The 21,371-nt window shown below is 63.6% G+C and carries 28 protein-coding genes and 1 tRNA gene; 1 reads left to right on the forward strand and 28 read right to left on the reverse strand.

What is annotated here, in order from left to right; all coding sequences use genetic code 11:
- Positions 1-39 precede the first annotated feature (39 nt).
- The 7 genes from FAZ95_RS19695 to FAZ95_RS19725 all read right to left on the reverse strand — a co-directional run bounded on the left by FAZ95_RS19695 (position 40) and on the right by FAZ95_RS19725 (position 5,172).
- A tRNA-Thr gene (locus FAZ95_RS19695) sits at positions 40-115 on the reverse strand.
- A 19-nt stretch (positions 116-134) separates the two neighbouring features.
- Complete coding sequence (locus FAZ95_RS19700; RefSeq protein WP_137333983.1) at positions 135-644, reverse strand: ClpXP protease specificity-enhancing factor; 510 nt, start codon at positions 642-644, stop codon at positions 135-137.
- 65 nt (positions 645-709) lie between these two features.
- Entirely contained in the window at positions 710-1,321 is a 612-nt protein-coding gene (locus tag FAZ95_RS19705) for a glutathione S-transferase N-terminal domain-containing protein (protein WP_006052302.1), read from the reverse strand.
- 94 nt (positions 1,322-1,415) lie between these two features.
- A complete protein-coding gene (locus FAZ95_RS19710; protein ID WP_137333984.1) occupies positions 1,416-2,177 on the reverse strand; it encodes a cytochrome c1 in 762 nt (253 codons plus the stop codon).
- Between the two features lie 20 nt (positions 2,178-2,197).
- Positions 2,198-3,583 carry a cytochrome b gene (locus FAZ95_RS19715; protein ID WP_137333985.1) on the reverse strand — a complete coding sequence of 462 codons (1,386 nt, stop codon included), beginning with the start codon at positions 3,581-3,583 and terminating at the stop codon, positions 2,198-2,200.
- Entirely contained in the window at positions 3,584-4,204 is a 621-nt protein-coding gene (gene petA, locus FAZ95_RS19720; RefSeq protein ID WP_137334641.1) for a ubiquinol-cytochrome c reductase iron-sulfur subunit, read from the reverse strand.
- Positions 4,205-4,425: 221 nt separating this feature from the next.
- Positions 4,426-5,172 carry a Nif3-like dinuclear metal center hexameric protein gene (locus FAZ95_RS19725; protein WP_137333986.1) on the reverse strand — a complete coding sequence of 249 codons (747 nt, stop codon included), beginning with the start codon at positions 5,170-5,172 and terminating at the stop codon, positions 4,426-4,428.
- A gap of 19 nt (positions 5,173-5,191) precedes the next feature.
- On the opposite strand from FAZ95_RS19725, the gene FAZ95_RS19730 reads away from it, so the two are divergent.
- Positions 5,192-6,397: a S1C family serine protease gene (locus FAZ95_RS19730; protein ID WP_137333987.1), complete on the forward strand. Its 1,206-nt coding sequence runs from the start codon at positions 5,192-5,194 to the stop codon at positions 6,395-6,397.
- A 100-nt stretch (positions 6,398-6,497) separates the two neighbouring features.
- On the opposite strand, the gene tatC is transcribed toward FAZ95_RS19730, so the two are convergent.
- The 21 genes from tatC to FAZ95_RS19835 all read right to left on the reverse strand — a co-directional run bounded on the left by tatC (position 6,498) and on the right by FAZ95_RS19835 (position 21,359).
- Positions 6,498-7,289, reverse strand: a complete 792-nt coding sequence (gene tatC, locus FAZ95_RS19735) for a twin-arginine translocase subunit TatC (protein ID WP_137333988.1) — start codon at positions 7,287-7,289, stop codon at positions 6,498-6,500.
- 34 nt (positions 7,290-7,323) lie between these two features.
- Positions 7,324-7,869: a Sec-independent protein translocase protein TatB gene (gene tatB, locus FAZ95_RS19740; RefSeq protein WP_137333989.1), complete on the reverse strand. Its 546-nt coding sequence runs from the start codon at positions 7,867-7,869 to the stop codon at positions 7,324-7,326.
- A gap of 33 nt (positions 7,870-7,902) precedes the next feature.
- Complete coding sequence (gene tatA / locus FAZ95_RS19745) at positions 7,903-8,142, reverse strand: Sec-independent protein translocase subunit TatA (protein ID WP_137333990.1); 240 nt, start codon at positions 8,140-8,142, stop codon at positions 7,903-7,905.
- Between the two features lie 153 nt (positions 8,143-8,295).
- Positions 8,296-8,658, reverse strand: a complete 363-nt coding sequence (locus FAZ95_RS19750) for a histidine triad nucleotide-binding protein (RefSeq protein WP_137333991.1) — start codon at positions 8,656-8,658, stop codon at positions 8,296-8,298.
- 43 nt (positions 8,659-8,701) lie between these two features.
- Positions 8,702-9,097 carry a DUF4870 family protein gene (locus FAZ95_RS19755; RefSeq protein WP_137333992.1) on the reverse strand — a complete coding sequence of 132 codons (396 nt, stop codon included), beginning with the start codon at positions 9,095-9,097 and terminating at the stop codon, positions 8,702-8,704.
- Positions 9,098-9,172: 75 nt separating this feature from the next.
- The gene (locus FAZ95_RS19760; protein WP_137333993.1) at positions 9,173-9,538 is read right to left on the reverse strand and encodes a phosphoribosyl-ATP diphosphatase; all 366 of its coding nucleotides are present in this window, start codon (positions 9,536-9,538) and stop codon (positions 9,173-9,175) included.
- Positions 9,535-9,942, reverse strand: a complete 408-nt coding sequence (gene hisI, locus FAZ95_RS19765) for a phosphoribosyl-AMP cyclohydrolase (RefSeq protein ID WP_137333994.1) — start codon at positions 9,940-9,942, stop codon at positions 9,535-9,537. Before hisI ends, FAZ95_RS19760 begins: the two co-directional genes overlap by 4 nt.
- A gap of 1 nt (position 9,943) precedes the next feature.
- Positions 9,944-10,717 (reverse strand): imidazole glycerol phosphate synthase subunit HisF, encoded by a 774-nt coding sequence (gene hisF, locus FAZ95_RS19770; protein WP_137333995.1) that lies wholly within the window; start codon positions 10,715-10,717, stop codon positions 9,944-9,946.
- Between the two features lie 126 nt (positions 10,718-10,843).
- Positions 10,844-11,596, reverse strand: a complete 753-nt coding sequence (gene hisA, locus FAZ95_RS19775) for a 1-(5-phosphoribosyl)-5-[(5-phosphoribosylamino)methylideneamino]imidazole-4-carboxamide isomerase (protein WP_137333996.1) — start codon at positions 11,594-11,596, stop codon at positions 10,844-10,846.
- A gap of 198 nt (positions 11,597-11,794) precedes the next feature.
- Positions 11,795-12,436 (reverse strand): imidazole glycerol phosphate synthase subunit HisH, encoded by a 642-nt coding sequence (hisH, locus tag FAZ95_RS19780; protein WP_137333997.1) that lies wholly within the window; start codon positions 12,434-12,436, stop codon positions 11,795-11,797.
- Positions 12,433-13,053 (reverse strand): YchE family NAAT transporter, encoded by a 621-nt coding sequence (locus tag FAZ95_RS19785; RefSeq protein ID WP_137333998.1) that lies wholly within the window; start codon positions 13,051-13,053, stop codon positions 12,433-12,435. The genes hisH and FAZ95_RS19785 overlap by 4 nt, the downstream gene beginning before the upstream one ends.
- 56 nt (positions 13,054-13,109) lie before the next feature.
- Positions 13,110-13,697, reverse strand: coding sequence for an imidazoleglycerol-phosphate dehydratase HisB (hisB, locus tag FAZ95_RS19790; RefSeq protein WP_137333999.1), 588 nt, complete (start codon positions 13,695-13,697; stop codon positions 13,110-13,112).
- 103 nt (positions 13,698-13,800) lie between these two features.
- Positions 13,801-14,871, reverse strand: a complete 1,071-nt coding sequence (gene hisC, locus FAZ95_RS19795; RefSeq protein WP_137334000.1) for a histidinol-phosphate transaminase — start codon at positions 14,869-14,871, stop codon at positions 13,801-13,803.
- A gap of 11 nt (positions 14,872-14,882) precedes the next feature.
- Positions 14,883-16,205: a histidinol dehydrogenase gene (gene hisD, locus FAZ95_RS19800; protein ID WP_137334001.1), complete on the reverse strand. Its 1,323-nt coding sequence runs from the start codon at positions 16,203-16,205 to the stop codon at positions 14,883-14,885.
- Between the two features lie 38 nt (positions 16,206-16,243).
- Positions 16,244-16,921 carry an ATP phosphoribosyltransferase gene (gene hisG, locus FAZ95_RS19805; RefSeq protein WP_137334002.1) on the reverse strand — a complete coding sequence of 226 codons (678 nt, stop codon included), beginning with the start codon at positions 16,919-16,921 and terminating at the stop codon, positions 16,244-16,246.
- The gene (gene murA / locus FAZ95_RS19810) at positions 16,918-18,192 is read right to left on the reverse strand and encodes a UDP-N-acetylglucosamine 1-carboxyvinyltransferase (RefSeq protein WP_437437713.1); all 1,275 of its coding nucleotides are present in this window, start codon (positions 18,190-18,192) and stop codon (positions 16,918-16,920) included. The genes hisG and murA overlap by 4 nt, the downstream gene beginning before the upstream one ends.
- Positions 18,193-18,297: 105 nt before the next feature.
- Complete coding sequence (locus FAZ95_RS19815) at positions 18,298-18,537, reverse strand: BolA family protein (protein ID WP_137334004.1); 240 nt, start codon at positions 18,535-18,537, stop codon at positions 18,298-18,300.
- Positions 18,538-18,567: 30 nt separating this feature from the next.
- The gene (locus tag FAZ95_RS19820; protein ID WP_137334005.1) at positions 18,568-19,323 is read right to left on the reverse strand and encodes an ABC transporter permease; all 756 of its coding nucleotides are present in this window, start codon (positions 19,321-19,323) and stop codon (positions 18,568-18,570) included.
- Positions 19,320-20,246, reverse strand: coding sequence for an ABC transporter ATP-binding protein (locus tag FAZ95_RS19825; RefSeq protein WP_137334006.1), 927 nt, complete (start codon positions 20,244-20,246; stop codon positions 19,320-19,322). Before FAZ95_RS19825 ends, FAZ95_RS19820 begins: the two co-directional genes overlap by 4 nt.
- A 172-nt stretch (positions 20,247-20,418) precedes the next feature.
- Complete coding sequence (locus FAZ95_RS19830; RefSeq protein ID WP_137334007.1) at positions 20,419-20,721, reverse strand: STAS domain-containing protein; 303 nt, start codon at positions 20,719-20,721, stop codon at positions 20,419-20,421.
- A gap of 8 nt (positions 20,722-20,729) precedes the next feature.
- On the reverse strand, positions 20,730-21,359 hold the full coding sequence (locus FAZ95_RS19835) for an MlaC/ttg2D family ABC transporter substrate-binding protein (protein WP_137334008.1): 630 nt from the start codon (positions 21,357-21,359) through the stop codon (positions 20,730-20,732).
- Positions 21,360-21,371: the final 12 nt, after the last annotated feature.

Below are 21,371 nucleotides of genomic sequence, written 5' to 3' on the forward strand. Positions count from 1 at the left end.
ACGGGCTACGCAATGATTGCGTAGCCCGTTTGACATGCCTGGTGCCGGCTGCAGGACTCGAACCCGCCACCTGATGATTACAAATCAACTGCTCTACCAGATGAGCTAAGCCGGCGTAAGACCGCGATTCTACTTCATTTCACGATCTTGAGGTGACCTCTGCCGCCGCCTTTTTGTCCGTCGTCGTCGGTAGGCGGTTCGTCGTCGTCGCCTTCGGTCTCGGCTTCGGCCGCCGCCGCGGGAGACTCGGAAGACACCGAAGCAGCAGCCGGTGCGGCGCTGACCGCAGGCTTGCCGGCCGCCGCGCCGGGCGCTTCTGCGCCTGCCGCCGCCGACTCGACCGGAAACGCCATCCCCTGCCCGTTCTCGCGCGCATAGATCGCGAGCACGTTCGCCACCTGCACCTCGATCTTGTGCGACTTGCCGGAAAAGCGCGCGCTGAATTCGATCCACTCGTTACCCATCTGCAACTGGCTCGTCGCCTCGAAGCTGATGTTCAGCACGATCTCGTCGTTGTGCACGAACTGGCGCGGAACGCGTGTGTTCTGGTCGACCCGCACCGCGATATGCGGCGTGTAGCCGTTATCCGTGCACCACTCGTACAACGCGCGCAGCAAATAAGGCTTCGTGGAAATCTCTTGCATCAACTGTCCTCACACGGAAGCGGCGCGCCGCCGTTCCTAGCCGGCGCGGCCGCTCCGAATCCATCTCAACGGCGCATCACCTTTTCCGACGGCGTCAGCGCTTCGATATAGGCCGGGCGGCTGAAAATGCGCTCGGCGTACTTCATCAGCGGCGCCGCGTTCTTCGACAGCTCGATGCCGTAGTGATCCAGACGCCACAAGAGCGGCGCGATCGCGACGTCGAGCATCGAGAACTCTTCGCCCAGCATGTACTTGTTCTTCAGGAAGATCGGAGCCAGTTGCGTCAGGCGGTCGCGAATCGCGAGACGCGCCTTTTCGTGATTCTTCTCGGCCGCCTTGCCCTTTTCGTTTTCGAGCGTGCCGACGTGAACGAACAGCTCCTTCTCGAAATTGAGCAGGAAGAGACGCGCGCGGGCGCGCTGCACCGGGTCGGCCGGCATCAGCTGCGGGTGCGGGAAGCGCTCGTCGATGTACTCGTTGATGATGTTCGATTCGTACAGGATCAAGTCGCGCTCGACCAGAATCGGCACCTGCCCATACGGGTTCATCACCGCGATGTCTTCGGGCTTGTTGAAGAGGTCGACGTCGCGGATCTCGAAGTCCATGCCCTTTTCGAACAGCACCAGCCGGCAACGCTGGGAGAACGGGCAAGTTGTGCCGGAATACAGAACCATCATGTTTAAAGTTTCCTCAAGAAGCTAAGGGCCGGCGCGCCGAAAAACCGTACCGCAGGTTTTTCCTTGCGCCGGCCCCACACCGATCACGGCATGTTTATTTGATGTCTTTCCAATATGCGGCGTTCAGCCGCCAGGCGAAAAAGGTCAAAACGCCCAGGAACAGCAGCACCCACACGCCAAGCTGCCTGCGGGTCTGCTGGGTAGGTTCGGACATCCACGACAGGTAGGCAACCAGGTCGCCGACGGCAGCATCATAATCTACTGACGACATCGTCCCAGGTTTCACCTGTTGAAACGCGACGAACCGATGGGATTTTTCACCCGTTTCCCGGTCGGTCACGTCCTCGAATTGCGCGGTGCGTTCCCCCTGCAGCTGCCACAGCACGTGCGGCATGCTGACGTTCTCGAACACCATGTTGTTCCACCCGGTCGGACGCGTGTCGTCGCGATAGAAGCTGCGCAGATACGTGTACAGCCAGTCGCGATTGCGCGCCCGCGCCTCCACCGACAAATCCGGTGGCGCCACCCCGAACCACGTCTTTGCGTCGCCCGGGCGCATCGCCACGGTCATCGTGTTGCCGACTTTATCGGTCGAAAACAACAGGTTCGCCTCGATTGCCTTCTGCGAAATGCCAATTTGCTCCAGTGAGCTGTAGCGCACCAGGCTCGCACTATGGCAACTCAGGCAATAGTTTACAAACAATTGGGCGCCATGCTGCAGGGAAGCGAGATTTTCCGTGTTATCGGGCGCACGGTCGAGCGGAAAATTTTCGTCCGCGTGGCCCGGGGCCGTGGCGAGCCCCAGAGAAAGTGCCGCAGCGCCAATAACCGCAAGCTTCGAAAGCAATTTCTTCATATCGTTGTCTCCGCTCGCGATTAATGGGGCTTGAACCGAACGCGCTCGGGCGGCTCTTTGAACTTGCCGAGCCGCGTCCAGAACGGCATGCCGAGGAAGAACGCGAAGTAGATCAGCGCACAGATCTGCGCGATCAGGGTCGCGGCCGGCGACGGCGGCTTGGTCCCAAGAAACGCGAGCGTGAAGAACGCGAGGACGAAGATCGCATAGAAGACCTTGTGGAAGAACGGCCGGTAGCGGATCGACTTCACGGGGCTGCGGTCGAGCCAGGGCAGGAAGCACAGCGAGATCACCGCCGAGCCCATCACGACGACGCCCCAGAACTTCGATTCTGTCAGATACATCGCGATCAGCACGAGCACCGCGAGTACCGGCAAGCCAGCCCGCCACTTGCCGCGCGCCCTGACAAGCGCGAGCAGGCCGAGCAGCGCGATCACGATCATGAGGACGATCTTGAACGGGTCGGTGGTGGCGCGCAGCATCGCGTAGAACGCGGTGAAGTACCAGACCGGCGCGATCTCGGGCGGTGTCTGCAGCGAGTTCGCCGGGATGAAGTTGTTCGCTTCGAGGAAGTAGCCGCCCATCTCCGGCGCGAAGAAAATGATCGCCGCGAACACGATCAGGAACACGCACGTGCCCAGGAAGTCGTGCACCGAGTAGTACGGGTGGAACGGGATGCCGTCGATCGGCTTGCCGTCCGCGCCCTTCTTCGCCTTGATCTCGATGCCGTCGGGGTTGTTAGAGCCCACTTCGTGCAGCGCGACGATGTGCGCGAACACGAGCAGGATCAACACGAGCGGAATCGCGATCACGTGGAACGCGAAGAAGCGGTTCAGCGTGACGTCGGACACGACGTAGTCGCCGCGAATCCACAGCGACAGATCCGGCCCGATGAACGGAATCGCCGAGAACAGGTTCACGATCACCTGCGCGCCCCAGTAGGACATTTGCCCCCACGGCAGCAGGTAGCCGAAGAATGCCTCGGCCATTAGGCTCAGGAAGATCGCGCAGCCGAACAGCCACACGAGCTCGCGCGGCTTGCGGTACGAGCCGTACAGGAGCCCGCGGAACATGTGCAGATAGACGACCACGAAGAACATCGACGCGCCCGTCGAGTGCATGTAGCGGATCAGCCACCCCCACGGCACCTCGCGCATGATGTACTCGACGGACGCGAACGCGAGTTGCGAATCCGGCTTGTAGTTCATCGTGAGGAAGATGCCGGTGACGATCTGGTTCACCAGCACGAGCAGCGCGAGCGAGCCGAAGAAGTACCAGAAATTGAAATTCTTCGGCGCGTAGTACTCGGAGACGTGCTTCTTCCACGTCTCGGTCATTGGAAATCGCTTGTCGATCCAGCCGGTAAAGCCTGTCGTCGTCTCCACTTCTTTTTCGGTCGTCGCCATTTACGCTTCTCCTTGCTCGTCCTTGCCGATCACGACGGTCGTTGCCGACGTGAACATGTAGCGCGGGATGTCGAGGTTCTGCGGCGCGGGCTTGTTCTTGAAGACACGGCCGGCGAGGTCATAGGTGGAACCGTGGCACGGGCACAGGAAGCCGCCCGGCCAGTTGTCGGGGAGGTTCGGCTGGGGCCCCTCCTGGAAGCGCTGCACCGGCGTGCAGCCAAGGTGCGAGCACACGCCGACGGCGACGAGGATGTTCTTGTGTTCGGCCCGGGAGCGGTACTCGTTGTTGCAATACTCGGGCAACGGCATGGTGAAGGGCTTCTTGGTGTGCGGATCGGCGACTTCGCTGTCCGCCTTGGTGACGTCGACGAGCATTTCGTCGGTGCGGTTGATGAGCCACACCGGCTTGCCGCGCCACGCCACGGTCATCATTTCGCCGGGCTTCAGATTGCTGATATCGACTTCGACCGGGGCGCCGGCCGCTTTGGCCTTGTCGGACGGCGCCAGGGAACCAACAAAGGGTATGACAGTGGCCACGCCTCCAAAGCCACCTGCTACGGACGTCGCTATCAGCCAGGTACGGCGGCCGCCGTCGACGCGCTGCTCTTCTTTGTCTCGCATCACACGCCCCACTTCTGAGTTGGATTTTTCCGTCACGTCTTTTTTCAAGCCCCGCTAGTTTGCGCGAATGGAGTCGGCATTTACAAGGCCCGATTGCCAAAAACCGTGCGAAGTCCTTGACGCATAAGGGTTTCCCCCCACGAATGCGACGTTTTATTGCCCCCTCTTTTTAAGCGTTTCCTTCGCCGGCCATGCCATTGCCGGCGAAGATTTTCGCGTGGTCAAACCGGGTTATGGATATCGATAAACAAGTGCTCGACATCGAAAGTTTCCGAAAGGTGCGCGCCGAGCGCCTGCACGCCGAAGCGCTCGGTCGCGTGATGGCCGGCCGCGAGGTAGGCGACGCCGCTTTCGGCCGACATGTGCGTCGTCGGCTCGGAGATTTCGCCGGTCAGGAAGACGTCGGCGCCCGCGTCGATCGCGGCCTCGAAGTAGCTTTGCGCGCCGCCCGTGCACCACGCGACGCGGCGCAGCTCCCAATCCGGATCGCCGAGCACGAGCGGCTCGCGGCCGAGCGTCTGCTCGACTTGCGCGGCGAAGTGCGCGAGCGTGATCGGCATCGGCAGCGTGGTCATCCAGCCGAGGTCCTGATCGCCGAAACGCCCGTCGGGAATCCAGCCCATGCGCTCGCCAAGCTGCGCGTTATTGCCGTATTCGGGGTGATCGTCGAGCGGCAGGTGAAAGGCAAACAGATTCAAATCGTTTGCCAGAAGAAGCTTGAGCCGCTTGTATTTGCGGCCGGTGATTTGCGGCGCTTCATTGCGCCAGAAATAACCGTGATGGACCAATACGGCGTCCGCGCCCCACTCCAATGCGGCCTCCAGAAAAGCGAGTGAAGCCGTGACTCCGGTCGCGATTTTATTGATGCGGCGGCGGCCCTCGACTTGCAGCCCATTCGGGCAATAGTCCTTGAACCGGCCGGTTTCTAACACGCTGTTCAAGTACAATTCAAGTTCGATCCTATCCATATAAACCTCTATTCATCAGATGCTTAGACGCTTTTGGCTGTTCTTTGCCCAAGCGGTGACCGTGCTTCTTGCGCTCATGTTCATTGTGGCGACGCTCAAGCCCCAATGGCTGACGAAACAAGGGCAATTCGGCAAGCAGCTCGCCGAACCGATCGTCGCTCTGCGGGAAGTGGCGCCAAGCATCGGCACCGGTCCCGCGACGGCTTCCTATGCCGACGCCGCCCAAAAGGCGATGCCGGCGGTGGTGAATGTGTTTTCCAGCAAGGACGGCGCGCTGCCGCCCGATCCCCGCGCGAAAGATCCGCTCTTTCGCTACTTCTTCGGCGACCGGAACAAGGGCAAGCAGCAGGAAGAGCCCGCCACCAACTTGGGCTCGGGCGTCATCGTGAGTTCTGAAGGTTACATCCTAACGAACCAGCATGTCGTGGATGGGGCACAAAAGATCGAGATCTCGCTGGCCGATGGGCGCACGACCGACGCCAAGGTCATCGGCGTCGACCCCGAGACCGACCTTGCGGTCCTGAAAGTCAACCTGACGAACCTGCCCACCATCACGCTCGGCCGCATGGATCAGGCGCGCGTCGGCGACGTCGTGCTCGCGATCGGCAACCCGTTCGGCGTCGGCCAGACGGTGACGATGGGCATCATCAGCGCGCTCGGGCGCAACCACCTCGGCATCAACACGTTCGAGAACTTCATCCAGACCGATGCGCCGATCAACCCCGGCAACTCGGGCGGTGCGCTCGTCGACGCGAACGGCAACCTGCTCGGCATCAACACGGCGATCTACTCGCGCTCGGGCGGCTCGCTCGGGATCGGCTTCGCCATCCCGGTCTCGACTGCGCGCAGCGTGCTCGAAAGCATCATCACGACGGGTTCGGTCACGCGCGGCTGGATCGGCGTCGAGCCGCAGGACGTGACGCCCGAGATCGCCGAATCGTTCGGGCTCGAGCAGAAGAGCGGCACGATCATCACCGGCGTCTTGCAGGGCGGTCCGGCCGACAAGGCGGGCATCAAGCCGGGCGACGTGCTGCAAAGCGTGAACGGCGAGGAAATCACCGATACGACGCGCCTCCTGAACGTCATCGCGCAGATCAAGCCGGGCACCGATGCCAAGATTCGCCTGATCCGCAAGAACAAGGCGATCGACCTCACGGTGATGATCGGCAAGCGGCCCCCGCCGCCGAAGCAGGCGACCACCGAGGACGATCAGAGCGACGAGTAACGCGATCTGGATGGATTGCGTGCCGCCCAGCCGGCACGCGGGCGACAGGAAAGCAAAAGGGCAGCCGCGGCTGCCCTTTTGCTTTCCCATGGTTCGCGGTTCAACTCGCCGCCTGCTCCTCGTCGGCCGCAGTCTCCACCTGCTTCCCGACGATCAGCCTCGCTGCGATGATCCCGGCTTCGTAAAGCACGATCAACGGCAGCGCGAGAATGAGCTGCGAGAACACGTCCGGCGGCGTCACGACGGCCGCGACAATGAACGCACCGACGATCACATACGGACGAATCTGCTTGAGCTTCTTGATCGTCACGAGCCCCATGCGCACGAGCAGCACCACGACGATCGGCACCTCGAAGGTCACGCCGAACGCAAGGAACATCGTCAGCACGAAGCTCAGGTAGTTGTCGATATCGGTGGACATCTCCGCGCCGAGCGGCGCGTTGTAGTGCGCCATCACGCGGAAGATCGTCGGAAACACGACGAAGTACGCAAACGCCATCCCGCACAGGAAGAGCACGTAGCTGCTGCCGACGAGCGGCATGACCAGCTTCTTCTCGTGCTGATACAGGCCAGGCGCGACGAACGCCCAGATCTGATAGAGCACGTACGGCAGCGCGATCACGAGCGCGACGAGCATCGTCACCTTCATCGGCACGAAGAACGAGCCGGTGACGTCGGTGACGATCATCTTGCCGCCTTTCGGCAGGTTCTCCATCAGCGGCCGCGCGAGCAGCCGGAAAATGTCGGGCGCCCAATACACGAGCCCGATAAAGACGACGATGACGGAGACGCCCGCCCGGATGATGCGGTCGCGCAGTTCGACGAGGTGGGAAATGAAGGTCTCTTCGGTGCCTTCTTCCGGGCTGCTCTGGCTATGCTGGGGGTCGCTCACAACGGCCCTCGGTAAGTGATTGACGATTCGGTCATCAGAAGAAGCGCTTCGTGCGGCGCAGGCTCAGCGGCGTATGCCGCGCGACGCGTGCCGCGCCCGACTGCACGTGCGTGCGGCGCAAGGTGGCGCGCTTGTACCACGTCGGCGTGGCGGCCTGCTTCATGCGCCAGCTCTTGCGCTTGCCCACGTGCGCGACGCTGCCCCGCCAAGAGGAAGCGCCAGCCCCCGCACCGCCATCCACGATGCTGCTTTCGGAAAACGTCGCGCCGCCCGCAATGCTCGGCGACACCGACGTCCCCGCGCTCCAAGCCTCGTTCAGCTCGGTTTCGTGGCGCTTGACGTTCTCGTGAATCGTGTTTTCGACGTTGCTCGCGGCCGTTTCGAACTCGGTCCTCATGCGCCGCAGCTCGTCGAGTTCGATTTCACGCGTGACTTCGGCCTTCACGTCGTTGATATAGCGCTGAGCGCGGCCGAACAGCGCGCCCGCGGTGCGCGCGACGCGCGGCAGGCGCTCCGGCCCGAGAACGACGAGCGCGACCACGCCGATCAGCGCCATCTTGGTGAGACCGAGGTCGAGCATATCGAGGCGGCTCCGTTAGTGCGGCGCCGCGGGTCAGCGGTAGTCGCTGGAGCGGGTCTTGTCCTTCGCCTCGACGTCGACGGTACCGTCGCGCGGCAGTTCGCGCTGCTGCGTGTCGGTCGACGGCGGCGTTTCCGCTTCCTTCATCCCTTCCTTGAAACCCTTCACGGCACCGCCCAGATCGCTGCCGATGTTGCGCAGCTTCTTCGTGCCGAAAACCAACGCGACGATCAGCAAAACGATCAGCCAATGCCAAATGCTCAACGAACCCATGATAAGTACTCTCCTTGACTTCGCCGGCTGTGGATCAAAGCGGCGAAGAACTCCGGCCTTGCGGCCTCAATCGAAACGCGCGCGCTTCGTGTTTTCCGTGTTCGGCGGGTTTACGGTGCGGCCCGCCTCTTGGATTCATTCGATAAGGGGAAATCACCCCATCCGGTGCCACGGGCGCGGGCCCGCGAGAATATGCGCGTGCAGGTGGTAGACCTCCTGTCCGCCTCCCGGCCCGGTATTGATCACCGTGCGGAAACCCGTCTCGCCGCCCGTGTAGGCGACGCCTAGTTTGGCGGCCAGTTGTGACACCAAGATCATCATTCTACCAAGCAGCGGGGCGTCGTTTTCGCTGCAATTCGACAGCGTTTCGATGTGTTTTCTGGGGATCACGAGGATGTGCGTTTCCGCTGCGGGGCGGATGTCCTTGAACGCGACGAATTCGTCGTCCTCATGGACTTTGGTGCTCGGAATCTGGCCTGCGGCGATCTTGCAGAAGAGACAGTTTTCGTGACTCATGGTCTTCCAAATAGGCTAGCCGGGCTGGCGCGCTCGACGAGGCTCAGAACCACGCGCGCGGCGTCAGCAGCGGCTTGTTGTCGTACAAGTACAGCCAACCTTTGATGATACGGTACAGCATCCAAATTCCGACGGCCCACAGCACCGGCACACCGATCAGCACAATGATCAGCGCAAGGCCGATCAGGTAGCCGGCGAGCCCGTACCAGAACGTACGGATCTGCCAGTCGAAATGCGCCTCATAGGGTGTGCCGGCGGCGTCCGAGCGCTTGACGTAGTTGATGATGACCGCGATCAGCCCCGTGAGGCCGCCCGTCAGCCAATGCACGGCGTAGAGCGCATAGAGCACATGGGTCAGCGTGCGCAGACCGCGCAGGCGGTCGGCCTCGAGCGCCCCCTGGTAAGACGGAGGCGTGTAGCCGCCTTGCGACTCTTCCATATTGCGTCTCCCCTTCTCTTGGTCAACGAAGCGTGTGCTCGCGGCGTGCGAAACGGCGCCGGCCGGACGACGGCATCAGCCGCCGTTTTCCTCGCGCTCGCGGCGCTTTCTCAGCGCTTTTTCCTCGATGCCCGACAGCCCTTCGCGACGCTCCAGCTCGGCGATCACGTCGGCGGGACTCAAACCGTAGTGGGACAGCATGACGAGGCAGTGAAACCACAGATCCGCCACTTCGCCGACGAGGCTCGTCGGCGCGCCGCCCTGGCGCAAGTCCTTCGCCGCGAGCACGACTTCGGTCGCCTCTTCGCCGATCTTCTTCAGCACGGCGTCGTCGCCCTTGTGGAAGAGGCGCGCGACGTACGACTGGTCGGGGTCGCCGCCCTTGCGGCTGTCGATCGTGGCCGCCAGGCGCAGCAGCGTGTCTTCGGTGGATGGCGTCATTTGTAGATGTGTTCGGGGTCTTTCAGCACCGGCTCCACGGCGACCCAGTCGCCGTCATCCGCGGTGCCTTCGAATTTCTGGAAGAAGCACGAGTGGCGGCCGGTGTGGCAGGCGATGCCCGACACCTGCTCGACCTTCAGCAGCACGACGTCTTCGTCGCAATCGAGCCGGACTTCCTTGACGTGCTGGACGTGGCCGGACTCCTCGCCCTTGAACCACAGGCGCTGGCGCGAGCGCGAGAAGTAGACCGCGCGGTGCGTCTCGATTGTCTTCGCGAGCGCCTCGCGGTTCATCCACGCGAACATCAAGACGTCGTTCGTCGACGCCTCTTGCGCGATCACCGGCACGAGGCCGTTGGCGTCCCACTGGACCTTGTCCAGCCATTGCTGGTCTGCGATCGTCATCTCAAAGCCTCACCGAAATACCCTGCTCGGCCATGAAGCGCTTGGCCTCGCCGACCGTGTGCTCGCCGTAGTGGAAAATGCTCGCGGCCAGCACGGCATCGGCACGGCCCTCGCGGATGCCGTCGGCGAGGTGCTGCAGCGAGCCCACGCCGCCCGATGCGATCACCGGCACCGGCACCGCGTCGGACACCGCACGCGTCAGCGCAAGGTCGAAGCCGCTCTTGGTACCGTCGCGGTCCATGCTCGTGAGCAGGATTTCGCCCGCGCCGAGCTCGGCCATCTTGCGCGCCCACTCGACGGCGTCAAGACCGGTCGCCTTGCGTCCCCCATGCGTGAACACTTCCCAGCGAGCCGGTTCGCCATCGGGCGACGTGCGCTTCGCGTCGATCGCGACGACGATGCACTGCGAGCCGTATTTATCGGCTGCATCGCGCACGAGCTGCGGGTTGGCGACGGCCGACGAGTTCATGCTGATCTTGTCCGCGCCCGCGTTCAGGAGGCGCCTCACGTCTTCGACCGCGCGCACGCCGCCGCCGACCGTCAGCGGAATGAACACCTGCGACGCCACCGCCTCGATGATCGGCAGGATCAGGTCGCGCTGATCGGAGGTCGCGGTAATGTCGAGAAAGGTGAGTTCATCGGCGCCTTGCTCGTCGTAGCGGCGCGCGATCTCGACCGGATCGCCCGCATCGCGCAGTTCGACGAAGTTGACGCCTTTGACGACACGCCCGGCGGTCACGTCGAGGCAGGGGATGATGCGTTTAGCTAGAGCCATGATGTTGCGTTGCCGCTGGTAAGGCCGCTCGCGCTTGAGCGAGCGGCGGGAGCCGACAAAGCGGCAGCGTGAACGGGCTGCCTCAGCGGGCAGATATCCGGCCGGTTCGGCCGAGAAGCGGCTGAATCAAGCGTCGTCCGATTCGCGCAGCGTGTCTGCGCGGGTCTGCGCCGCCGCGAAATCGAGGTCGCCCGAGTAGATCGCGCGGCCGCAGATCACGCCTTCGATGCCTTCGTCCTCGACTTCGCAAAGCGCGTCGATATCGTTGAGATTCGACAGCCCGCCGCTCGCGATCACCGGAATCTTCACCGCGCGCGCCAGGCGCACGGTCGCCTCGATGTTGATGCCCTGGAGCATGCCGTCGCGGCCGATATCCGTATAGATGATCGATTCGCAGCCGTAGTCCTCGAACTTCTGCGCGAGGTCGACCACTTCATGGCCCGTCAGCTTGCTCCAGCCGTCGGTGGCGACTTTGCCGTCCTTCGCATCGAGCCCGACGATGATGTGGCCGCCGAACGCCGTGCAGGCGTCCTGCAGGAACCCGGGGTTCTTCACCGCCGCCGTGCCGATGATCACGTAGGACAGGCCGTCGTCGAGGTAGCGCTCGATCGTCTCCAGATCGCGGATGCCGCCGCCCAACTGGACCGGAATCTCGTTGCCGACTTCCTCGATGATCGCGCGGATCGCGTCCTCGTTCTTCGGCTTGCCGGCGAACGCGCCGTTCAGGTCGACGAGGTGCAGCCGCCGCGCGCCGCGGTCGACCCAATGCCGGGCCATTGCCGCCGGATCCTCGGAAAAAATCGTCGCCTGGTCCATATCGCCTTGTTTGAGGCGCACACACTGACCGTCTTTGAGGTCGATGGCCGGAATCAGCAGCATAGCAATCGCGTCTAGTCTGGGAAAAAGTTGGGAAATCCACGGCGCCGGGCCTCGGGCCCGCGCCGTCTCGCTAGTTTAGTACAAGTCTTTCGGTGCTCTGCCCGCTACAAGTTACAGGATGATGGCTGACGCCCAACTTGTAGCAAGGCGCCGCCGAAATCCAGTCAGGCAGCATACGCACGAAAGGCGATAAGGGCTTCACGGGTTCCAGTGCACGAAGTTGCGATAGATGCGCAACCCCGTCTCGGCGCTCTTTTCCGGGTGAAATTGGGTTGCGAACAGGTTATCGCGCGCCACCGCCGACGTAAACGAGACGCCGTAGTCTGTCTCGCCCGCCGAATGGGCCGGGTTGTCCGGCACCACATAATAGCTGTGCACGAAATAGAAGAAGCTGCCGTCGGGCACCCCGTCCCACAGCGGATGCGGCGCGGCCTGGCGCACGCGGTTCCAGCCCATCTGGGGCACCTTGAAGCGCGAGCCGTCGTCCTGAAGCTGGCCGTCGAGCTCGAAGCGAACCACCTTGCCGGGCAGCAGGCCCAAGCCGCGCGTGTCGCCTTCGGCGCTCCAGTCGAACAGCATCTGCTCGCCGACGCACACGCCCATCAGCGGCTTCGTCTTCGACGCCTCGATCACCGCCTCCTGCAGCCCCGATTCGCCCAGGCAGCGCATGCAGTCGGGCATCGCGCCCTGTCCGGGCAGCACGACGCGGTCGGCGGCCCGGATCGCCTCCGGCCGGTCGACGATCGCCACGTCCGCCTCGGGCGCAGCCTTCTTGAGCGCCTGCGCTACCGAGCGCAGGTTGCCCATCCCGTAATCCACAATCGCAATCGAAGTTTTCATCTCAAGTTAGGCAGTAGTGCCTTCAATCCGTCGACGATGAACTCCACCGCCAGCGCCGACAACATCAAACCCATCAACCGCGTGCCAATATTGATGCCGGTCTGCCCGACCCAGCGGGCGATCGGCTCGGCGAGCCGCAACGAGAAGAAACAGATCGCCGCAAGAATCGCGCCGATCGCAATCAGTCCCACCCGATCGTACCAATGGTGCGAGTTCGCCGAATAGACGATCACCGTGCTGATCGAACCCGGCCCGGTCAACAGCGGAATCGCGAGCGGCACGACCGCAATGCTGTTCTTCGACTCAGCCTCGTCGCGCTCTTCAGGCGTGGAACGCGCGTTGCCGATCTGCGCGTTCAGCATGTTGATCGCCATCAGCAGCATGATGATCCCGCCGCCCACTTCGAGCGAGCCGACCGAGATGCCGAAGAAGCTGATGATCTGCTGCCCGAGCAGCGTCGTCACCGCGACCACGCAGAACACCGAGATCGAGGTAATCCGGATGGTGTGGCGCCGCTCGGCGTCACTCTGCTGCGACGTCAAGCTCAGAAAAAACGGCACGGCGCCGACCGGGTTGATCAGCGCCAGCAATGAAATAAAGGATTTAAGAAGATCCATCGCAAGCCGGCGCACGCATCCAAGCGTCGCCGGTCCGGTTCTCTCTCGCGTTAGCTTTAGAGACTGCCCTTGGTCGACGGAATCTGCCCCGCCGCGCGCTCGTCCAACTCGACGGCCATGCGCAGCGCACGGCCGAACGCCTTGAAAACCGTTTCCATCTGATGGTGCGCGTTGAGGCCCCGCAGGTTATCGACATGCAGCGTCACGCCTGCGTGGTTCACGAAGCCGCGGAAAAACTCGATCGACAGGTCGACATCGAAGTTGCCGATGCGCGCGCGCGTGAACGGCACGTGGAATTCGAGGCCCGGACGGCCCGAAAAGTCGATGACGACGCGCGACAGCGCCTCGTCGAGCGGCACGTATGCATGGCCGTAGCGGCGGATGCCCTTCCTGTCGCCGATCGCCTTCGCAACGGCCTGGCCGAGCGTGATGCCGGTATCTTCGACCGTGTGGTGGTCGTCGATATGCAGGTCGCCATGCGCCTCGATATCCAGGTCGATCAACCCATGCCGCGCGATCTGATCGAGCATGTGGTCGAGGAACGGCACACCGGTGGCGAGCTTTTGCTGGCCGGTGCCGTCCAGGTTGATCTTCACACGGATCTGCGTTTCGCTGGTATTGCGAACGACTTCCGCAACGCGCATGGGGGACCTCAAAGTAAGCAAGAAAAAAGGGATGCGGTTGAATGGATGCCGGCCGCGCGTTCAGTGGCGAACTTCGCGCGGCGGGCTTGGGTTCATCTCTGCTTCATTTCAACACGAGTTTCAGCGCTGCCAACAGTTGCGCGTTTTCTTCGGGAGAGCCGACTGTCAAACGCACGCAATTGGCGAGCAATGGGTGCATTTTACTCACGTTTTTGATCAGAACCCGCGCGGTTAGCAGCGTATCGAACGTGGCGGCCGCATCGGGCACGCGCACGAGCAAGAAGTTGCCGGCGCTCGGGAATACCGTCGTGCCCGGCAGCGCGCCCACCGCGTGCGCCAGCTTGGTGCGTTCGGCGCGCAATTCGGCGGCCTGCGCGTCGAGCACGTCGACGTGGTCGAGCAGGAAATCGGCCGTGGCTTGCGTCAGCACGTTCACGTTGTACGGGGGGCGCACTTTGTCGAATTCGGCTAGCCACGCCGGCGTGCCGGCCAGGTAGCCCAGGCGGATGCCCGCGAGCCCGAGCTTCGACACCGTGCGCATGACCACCACGTTATCGAAGGCGCCGGCACGCGGCATCCAGCTTTGCTGCGCGAACGGCTGATACGCCTCGTCGATCACCACGAGGCTCTTCTTCGCCGCCGCGATGATGCGCTCCATGTCTGCTTCGTCGAACAGCGTGCCGGTCGGGTTGTTCGGATACGCGAGATAGACGATGGCCGGCTCGTGCTCCGAGATCGCGGCCAGCATGGCGTCCGCGTCGAGCGTCAAGTCCGACTTGAGCGGCACGCCGACGAACTCCATCTGCGCGAGCTTCGCCGACACCTGATACATGACGAAGCCCGGCGCCGGCGCCAGCACCTTTGCGCCCGGCTTCGCACAGGCAACCGAAATCATGCTGATGATTTCATCGGAGCCATTGCCGAGCAGCACGTCGCAGCCGGCAGGCACCTGCATCACGCGCTTGATCTTGTCGATCAGCGCGGCCGGCCGAGGCGCCGGATAGCGGTTCAGCGCGACGCCCGCCAGATGCTCGCCGAGCTGCGCGGCGAGCGCCTCGGGCAGCGGAAACGGGTTCTCCATCGCGTCGAGCTTGACGAAGCCCGTCGCGTCCGGCACCGGATAGCCCGTCATCGAGAGCACATCGCGGCGAATGATGTCTTGTGGTGTCGTCATGATGGAATGAGTCAGCCGGTCTGCTTCATCCGGTATTCGGCGCTCTTCGCGTGCGCCTGGAGCCCTTCGCCGTAGGCGAGTTCCGCGGCGATCTCGCCGAGCGTCTGCGCGCCTTCCGCGCTCACTTCGATCACGCTCGAGCGCTTGAAGAAATCGTAGACGCCAAGCGGCGACGAGAAGCGCGCCGTGCGCGAGGTCGGCAGTACGTGGTTCGGCCCCGCGCAGTAGTCGCCGAGGCTCTCGCTCGTGTAGCGGCCGAGGAAGATCGCGCCTGCATGGCGGATTTCACGCAACCATTGCTGCGGGTCGAGCGCGGAGATTTCGAGGTGTTCGGGCGCGATGTCGTTGGCGATCGCGCACGCCTCGGCCATGTCGCGCACCTTGATCAGCGCGCCGCGGCCTTCGAGCGACTGCTGAATCACGGCGCGGCGCGGCATCGCCGGCAGCAGTTCGTTGATCGCGTCCTCGACGCGCGCGATGAATGCGTCGTCCGGGCACAGCAGGATCGATTGCGCGAGCTCGTCGTGCTCGGCCTGCGAGAACAGGTCCATCGCCACCCAGCGCGGATCGGTCGTGCCGTCGCACAGCACGAGGATTTCCGACGGCCCGGCGATCATGTCGATGCCGACCGTGCCGAACACGCGGCGCTTCGCCGATGCGACATACGCGTTGCCGGGGCCGCAGATCTTGTCGACCTGAGGAATCGTATCGGTGCCGTAGGCGAGCGCGGCCACCGCCTGTGCACCGCCGATCGTGAACACGCGATCGACGCCGCCCAGCAGCGCCGCCGCGAGCACGAGCTCGTTCTTCACGCCGTCGGGGGTCGGCACGACCATGATGATTTCGCGCACGCCCGCGACGCGTGCCGGAATCGCGTTCATGAGCACCGACGACGGGTACGCCGCCTTGCCGCCCGGCACGTAGATGCCGGCGCGATCGAGCGGCGTCACCTTCTGGCCGAGCACCGTGCCGTCGGCCTCGGTGTACTGCCAGCTATGGCTGCCGCACTCGATCTTCTGTTTCTCGTGATACGCGCGCACGCGCGCCGCCGCCGCTTCGAGCGCCGCGCGGCGCTTCGGCTCCAGCCCTTCGAGCGCCGCTTCCAGCTCGGCGTGCGGCAATTCGAGCGCCGCGACGCTCGGCGCCGTCAGGCGATCGAACCGGTTCGTGTAGTCGAGCACGGCCGCGTCGCCGCGCGCCGCCACATCGGCCAGAATCTGCGCGACCGAACGCTCGATCGCTTCATCCTCGCTCGCCTCGAACGCGAGCACGGCGTGCAACGCCGCCCGGAAACCGTCGGTGCTGGTGTCGAGTTTGCGAATGTTGAGAGACATGCTGATATCCGTAACGGTTAGGCGCGCCCGACGAAGCGTCAGACCACCGGCAAGCCGGCGCGCGATGCGCGTTCGAACGCATCGAGAAACGGCTTGAGGGCGGCGCGCTTCAACTTCAGCGCGGCCTGGTTCACGACGAGGCGCGACGAGATCGGCATGACCTCCTCGACCTCGACAAGATTGTTGGCGCGAAGGGTGCCGCCGGAGCTGACCAAGTCGACGATCGCGTCGGCGAGACCGACGAGCGGCGCGAGCTCCATCGAGCCATACAGTTTGATCAGATCGACGTGCACCCCCTTGGCGGCGAAGTGCTCGCGCGCGGTCTGCACGTACTTGGTCGCGACGCGCAGGCGCGCGCCCTGGCGCACGGCGCTCGCGTAGTCGAAGCCCGCCTTCACCGCCACCGACATGCGGCAGCGCGCGATGTTCAAGTCGATCGGCTGGTAGAGGCCGCTGCCGCCGTGTTCGAGCAAGACGTCCTTGCCTGCCACGCCGAAGTCCGCCGCGCCGTATTCGACGTAGGTCGGGACATCGGTCGCGCGCACGACGATGACGCGCAGATTCGCGTCGGTGGTCGGCAGGATCAGCTTGCGCGAGGTTTCCGGGTCTTCCGCGACCTGCACGCCGGCGGCCTGCAGGAGCGGCACCGTCTCTTCGAAGATGCGGCCCTTCGACAGCGCGAGCGTCAGCGGCGCGTTCGGCGCAACCCCGCTCATGCCTGGCTCCCCGCTTGACTCCCCGAGATGCGCCGCACCTTCGCGCCGACGCCCGTCAGCTTCGCCTCCATCTGGTCGTAGCCGCGATCGAGGTGATAAATGCGGTCGATGAGCGTTTCGCCGTCGGCGCACAGGCCCGCGATCACGAGGCTCGCGGACGCGCGCAGATCCGTCGCCATCACCTTCGCGCCGGACAGCCGCTCGACGCCCGTCACCAGCGCCGTGTTGCCGTCGATCGTGATGTTCGCGCCGAGGCGGTTCAATTCCTGCACGTGCATGAAGCGGTTCTCGAAGATCGTCTCGACGACTTGCGAGGTGCCGCCCGCGATGGCGTTGAGCGCCATGAATTGCGCTTGCATGTCGGTCGGGAACGCCGGGAATTCGGAGGTGCGGAAGCTCACCGCGTTCGGGCGCTGGCTCATGCGCACGCGCATCCAGTCGTCGCCCTCTTCGATCGTCACGCCCGCTTCGCGCAGCTTCATCGTCACCGCTTCGAGCGTTGACGGACGCACGTTGCGCAACGTGACGTCTCCGCCCGCCGCCGCGACCGCGCACAGGAACGTGCCCGCTTCGATGCGATCGGGAATCACCGTGTGCTTCGCGCCGTGCAGCGTGTCGACGCCCTGGATCACGAGGCGATCGGTGCCGATGCCGTCGATCTTCGCGCCCATCGCGACGAGCAGGTGTGCGAGGTCGCCGACTTCCGGCTCGCGCGCCGCGTTCTCGATCACGGTCTCGCCTTCGGCGAGCACGGCGGCCATCAGCAGGTTTTCCGTACCAGTGACGGTGATCATGTCCGTCACGATGCGCGCGCCCTTCAAGCGCTTCGCACGCGCCTCGACGAAGCCGTGCTCGATGTTGATCTCGGCGCCCATCGCCTGCAGGCCCTTGATGTGCTGATCGACCGGACGCGCGCCGATCGCGCAGCCGCCCGGCAGCGACACCTTCGCCTCGCCGAAGCGCGCGACGAGCGGCCCGAGCACGAGGATCGACGCGCGCATCGTCTTCACGAGCTCATACGGGGCGACAAGGTTGTCGACGCGCGAGGCGTCGAGGTGCACGCGGCCATCGGCGGCCTCGGCGCGCACGCCCATCTGGCCGAGCAGCTTGAGCGTGGTGCGCACGTCCTGCAGATCGGGGACGTTGTCGAGATGGACGGGCTCGGCCGTCAACAGTCCTGCACACAGAATCGGCAACGCAGCATTCTTCGCTCCGGACACGCGGATTTCTCCTGCGAGCCGGTGACCGCCTTCGATCACGAACTTGTCCATGCTTGGTCCTTGGTGTGCCCGATCAGCGGCCGGGCTTGCCGTGGCGGCGCCGCTCGCGGCGTCGCAGGTGTCTTGAGTAATGCGCACTAGCTTTCCAAATACAGATTATGCGGGTTGCCATTCGGCGGGCGTCAGCGTCTTCATGCTGAGCGCGTGGATTTCTTCACGCATGCGCTCGCCGAGCGCCGCGTAGACGAGTTGATGGCGCTGGATCAGCCGCTTGCCCTCGAACGCATCGGAAACGATGGTCGCGAAGAAATGCTGGCCGTCGCCTTCGACTTCGAGGTGCTGGCACGTGAGGCCAGACTCGATGTATTGCTTGACCTGTTCGGGAGTCGGCAACATGAAACGCTCCTTGTCGATGACTCGATAAGTTCAGTAACGCAGCTTGTAGCCCGATGCGAGCATCCGCATCGCGATCACAGCCAGCACGATAAAGAAACCGCCGACGATCGCGAGGGAGACGATGGGGTCGATGTCCGACAGCCCGAAGAACCCATAGCGAAAGCCGTCGATCATGTAGAAGAACGGATTGAGCCGCGACACCTCGCGCCACACGGGCGGCAGCGTATGCGTCGAATAGAACACGCCCGACAGGAACGTGAGCGGCATGATCAGGAAGTTCTGGAACGCGGCCAGTTGATCGAACTTCTCGGCCCAGATGCCCGCGATGAGCCCAAGCGTGCCGAGAATCGCCGAGCCGAGCACCGCGAACGCGACGATGTAGAGCGGCGCGGAAAAGCTCATCGGAATGAACCAGATCGTCACGACGAACACGCCGAGCCCGACGCACAGCCCGCGCACGACCGCGGCGAGCACGTAGGCGCCATACATCTCCCAATGCGCGAGCGGCGGCAGCAGCACGAACACGAGGTTGCCCGTGATCTTCGATTGGATCAGCGACGACGAGCTGTTCGCGAACGCGTTCTGCAGCACGCTCATCATCACGAGACCCGGGATCAGGAAGCTCGTGTACTCGACGCCGGGATACACCTCGACGTGACCGCGCAGCGCATGGCCGAAGATCGTCAGATAGAGCAGCGCGGTGATGACCGGCGCGAGCACCGTCTGGAACGCGACCTTCCAGAAGCGCAGGATTTCTTTATAAAACAGCGTGCGAAAACCGCTCATGCAAGCCCCTCGATCACTTCCGGTCCGTTCATCACCTGCACGAAAACGTCCTCGAGATCGGCCTTGCGGACTTCGATCTCTTCGAACGTGCAGCCGGCCGCGCGGCATTGCGCGAGGATGCGTTCGACGTCGTCATAACTGGAGAGGCGCAGCAAATGCTGACGGGTTCCGGCCGCGGCCGGGTCCACTTCGAGACCGCGCAGCTCGGCGGGCAACACGCCCGTCGCGAAGCGGACGAAAAGCTGCATGCCCGCGAAGCGCTGCAACAGCGCGCTCGTACGCTCGAGCGCCACGACCTCGCCCCGTCGCAGCATCGCGATGCGGTCGCACAGCGATTCGGCTTCTTCGAGGTAGTGCGTGGTCAGCACGATCGTGTGGCCCTCGCGGTTCAGGCGCGCGATGAATTTCCAGAGCGTCTGGCGCAATTCGACGTCGACGCCCGCGGTCGGCTCGTCGAGCACGATCACCGGCGGCCGGTGCACGAGCGCCTGCGCGACGAGGACGCGCCGCTTCATGCCGCCCGACAACGCGCGCATGTTCGCATCGGCCTTCTCGGTCAGATCGAGATTGGCCATCACTTCGTCGATCCAGTCGTCGTTGCGATTGAGGCCGTAGTAGCCCGACTGGATGCGCAGCGTCTCGCGCACCGAAAAGAACGGATCGAACACGAGCTCCTGCGGCACGACGCCGAGCGCGCGCCGCGCCTGACGGAAGTCGGACACGACGTCGTGCCCGCGCACCGCGACGCTGCCTTCGTCGGCACGCGCGAGCCCCGCGAGTATGCTGATGAGCGTTGTTTTGCCCGCGCCGTTCGGCCCGAGCAGGCCAAAAAATTCGCCTTCCTCGACCGACAGGCTGACGCCCTTGAGCGCTTGCAGATCCTTGTAGCGCTTCTTGACGTTACGGATTTCTATGGCTGACATGGGTGTACGCGGCCTGGGTCGGCGGCGCCTATCAGGTGCGATTCAGGTGAAAGCGGGAACGGAATTGGGGCCGGTTGGATGCCCCAAAAAACGTTTGATTATAGGACAACTCGGCTGAAGCCGACTTGTCGCGCCGGGAGTGTGGAGCGGCGTGCCAGCAGGCCCGCGCGCTTCAAAGCGGCGCCGAGACGGTGTCGAGTGAGGGTCGATGTCGGGCCGACAGCAGCGCGTCGACACCATAGGCTTGCGCGAGACTCGCAAGACCCGCGGGGAGATTGACGATATCGAGTGCCGCGCCGCGCGCCTGCGCGGCGCGCTGCCATGCGAGCAGCACGGCAAGCGCGGAGGAATCGAATTGCGAGAGCGATGCGCAATCGACGCCGGTCGCGCCGCCGCCGATCTCCTTGAGCCCAGCGGCGAGCGCGGCCTTCGCGCTCGCGTGGGTCAAGGTGCTGCCGGTGCTGAAGCGGTTCATTGAAGGACTCACGACGCCTTGCCGGCGGCAAGTTGCTGGTTGCGCTGCGTGAGGAACTGGATCAGGCCGTCGACGCCGCTTTGCTGGATTTTCTCGTTGAACTGCTGCTGATACGTCTGGATCAGCCAAGCGCCGAGCACGTTCAGGTCATAGACGCGCCAGCCTTGCGGCGTCTTGTACAGGCGATAGTCGAGCTCGACCGGCTGGCCGTTGTTCATCACGACCGAACGCACGACGACATCGGTGTCGTCCGGGTTCATGCGGAACGGCTTGTATTGGATCTGCTGGTCGCGCACTTGCGCGAGCGCGCCGGCATAGGTGCGGATCAGCAGCATCTTGAATTGCTCGACCAGCTGGTCTTGCTGCTGCGGCGTGGCAGTGCGCCATGCACGGCTCGTGGCGAGCATCGTCGTGCGGCGGAAATCGATGTACGGCAGGATCTTTTCGTTCACCAACTGCGTGACGCGATTGATGTCGCCGCTCTTGATGGTCGGGTCAGACTTGATCTGGTCGAGGACTTGCTGCGTGACGGTCTTGACCATGCCGTCAGGCGAGCTGGTATCGACCGTTTGCGCAAACGCGGCGTTTCCAAACGAAAAGAACGTAGCAAACAGGGAAATCAGGAAGAATTTTTTCATCGTCTACCTTGG

Origin of the sequence: Trinickia violacea (assembly GCF_005280735.1) — a bacterium.
GTDB classification, from domain to species: domain Bacteria; phylum Pseudomonadota; class Gammaproteobacteria; order Burkholderiales; family Burkholderiaceae; genus Trinickia_A; species Trinickia_A violacea.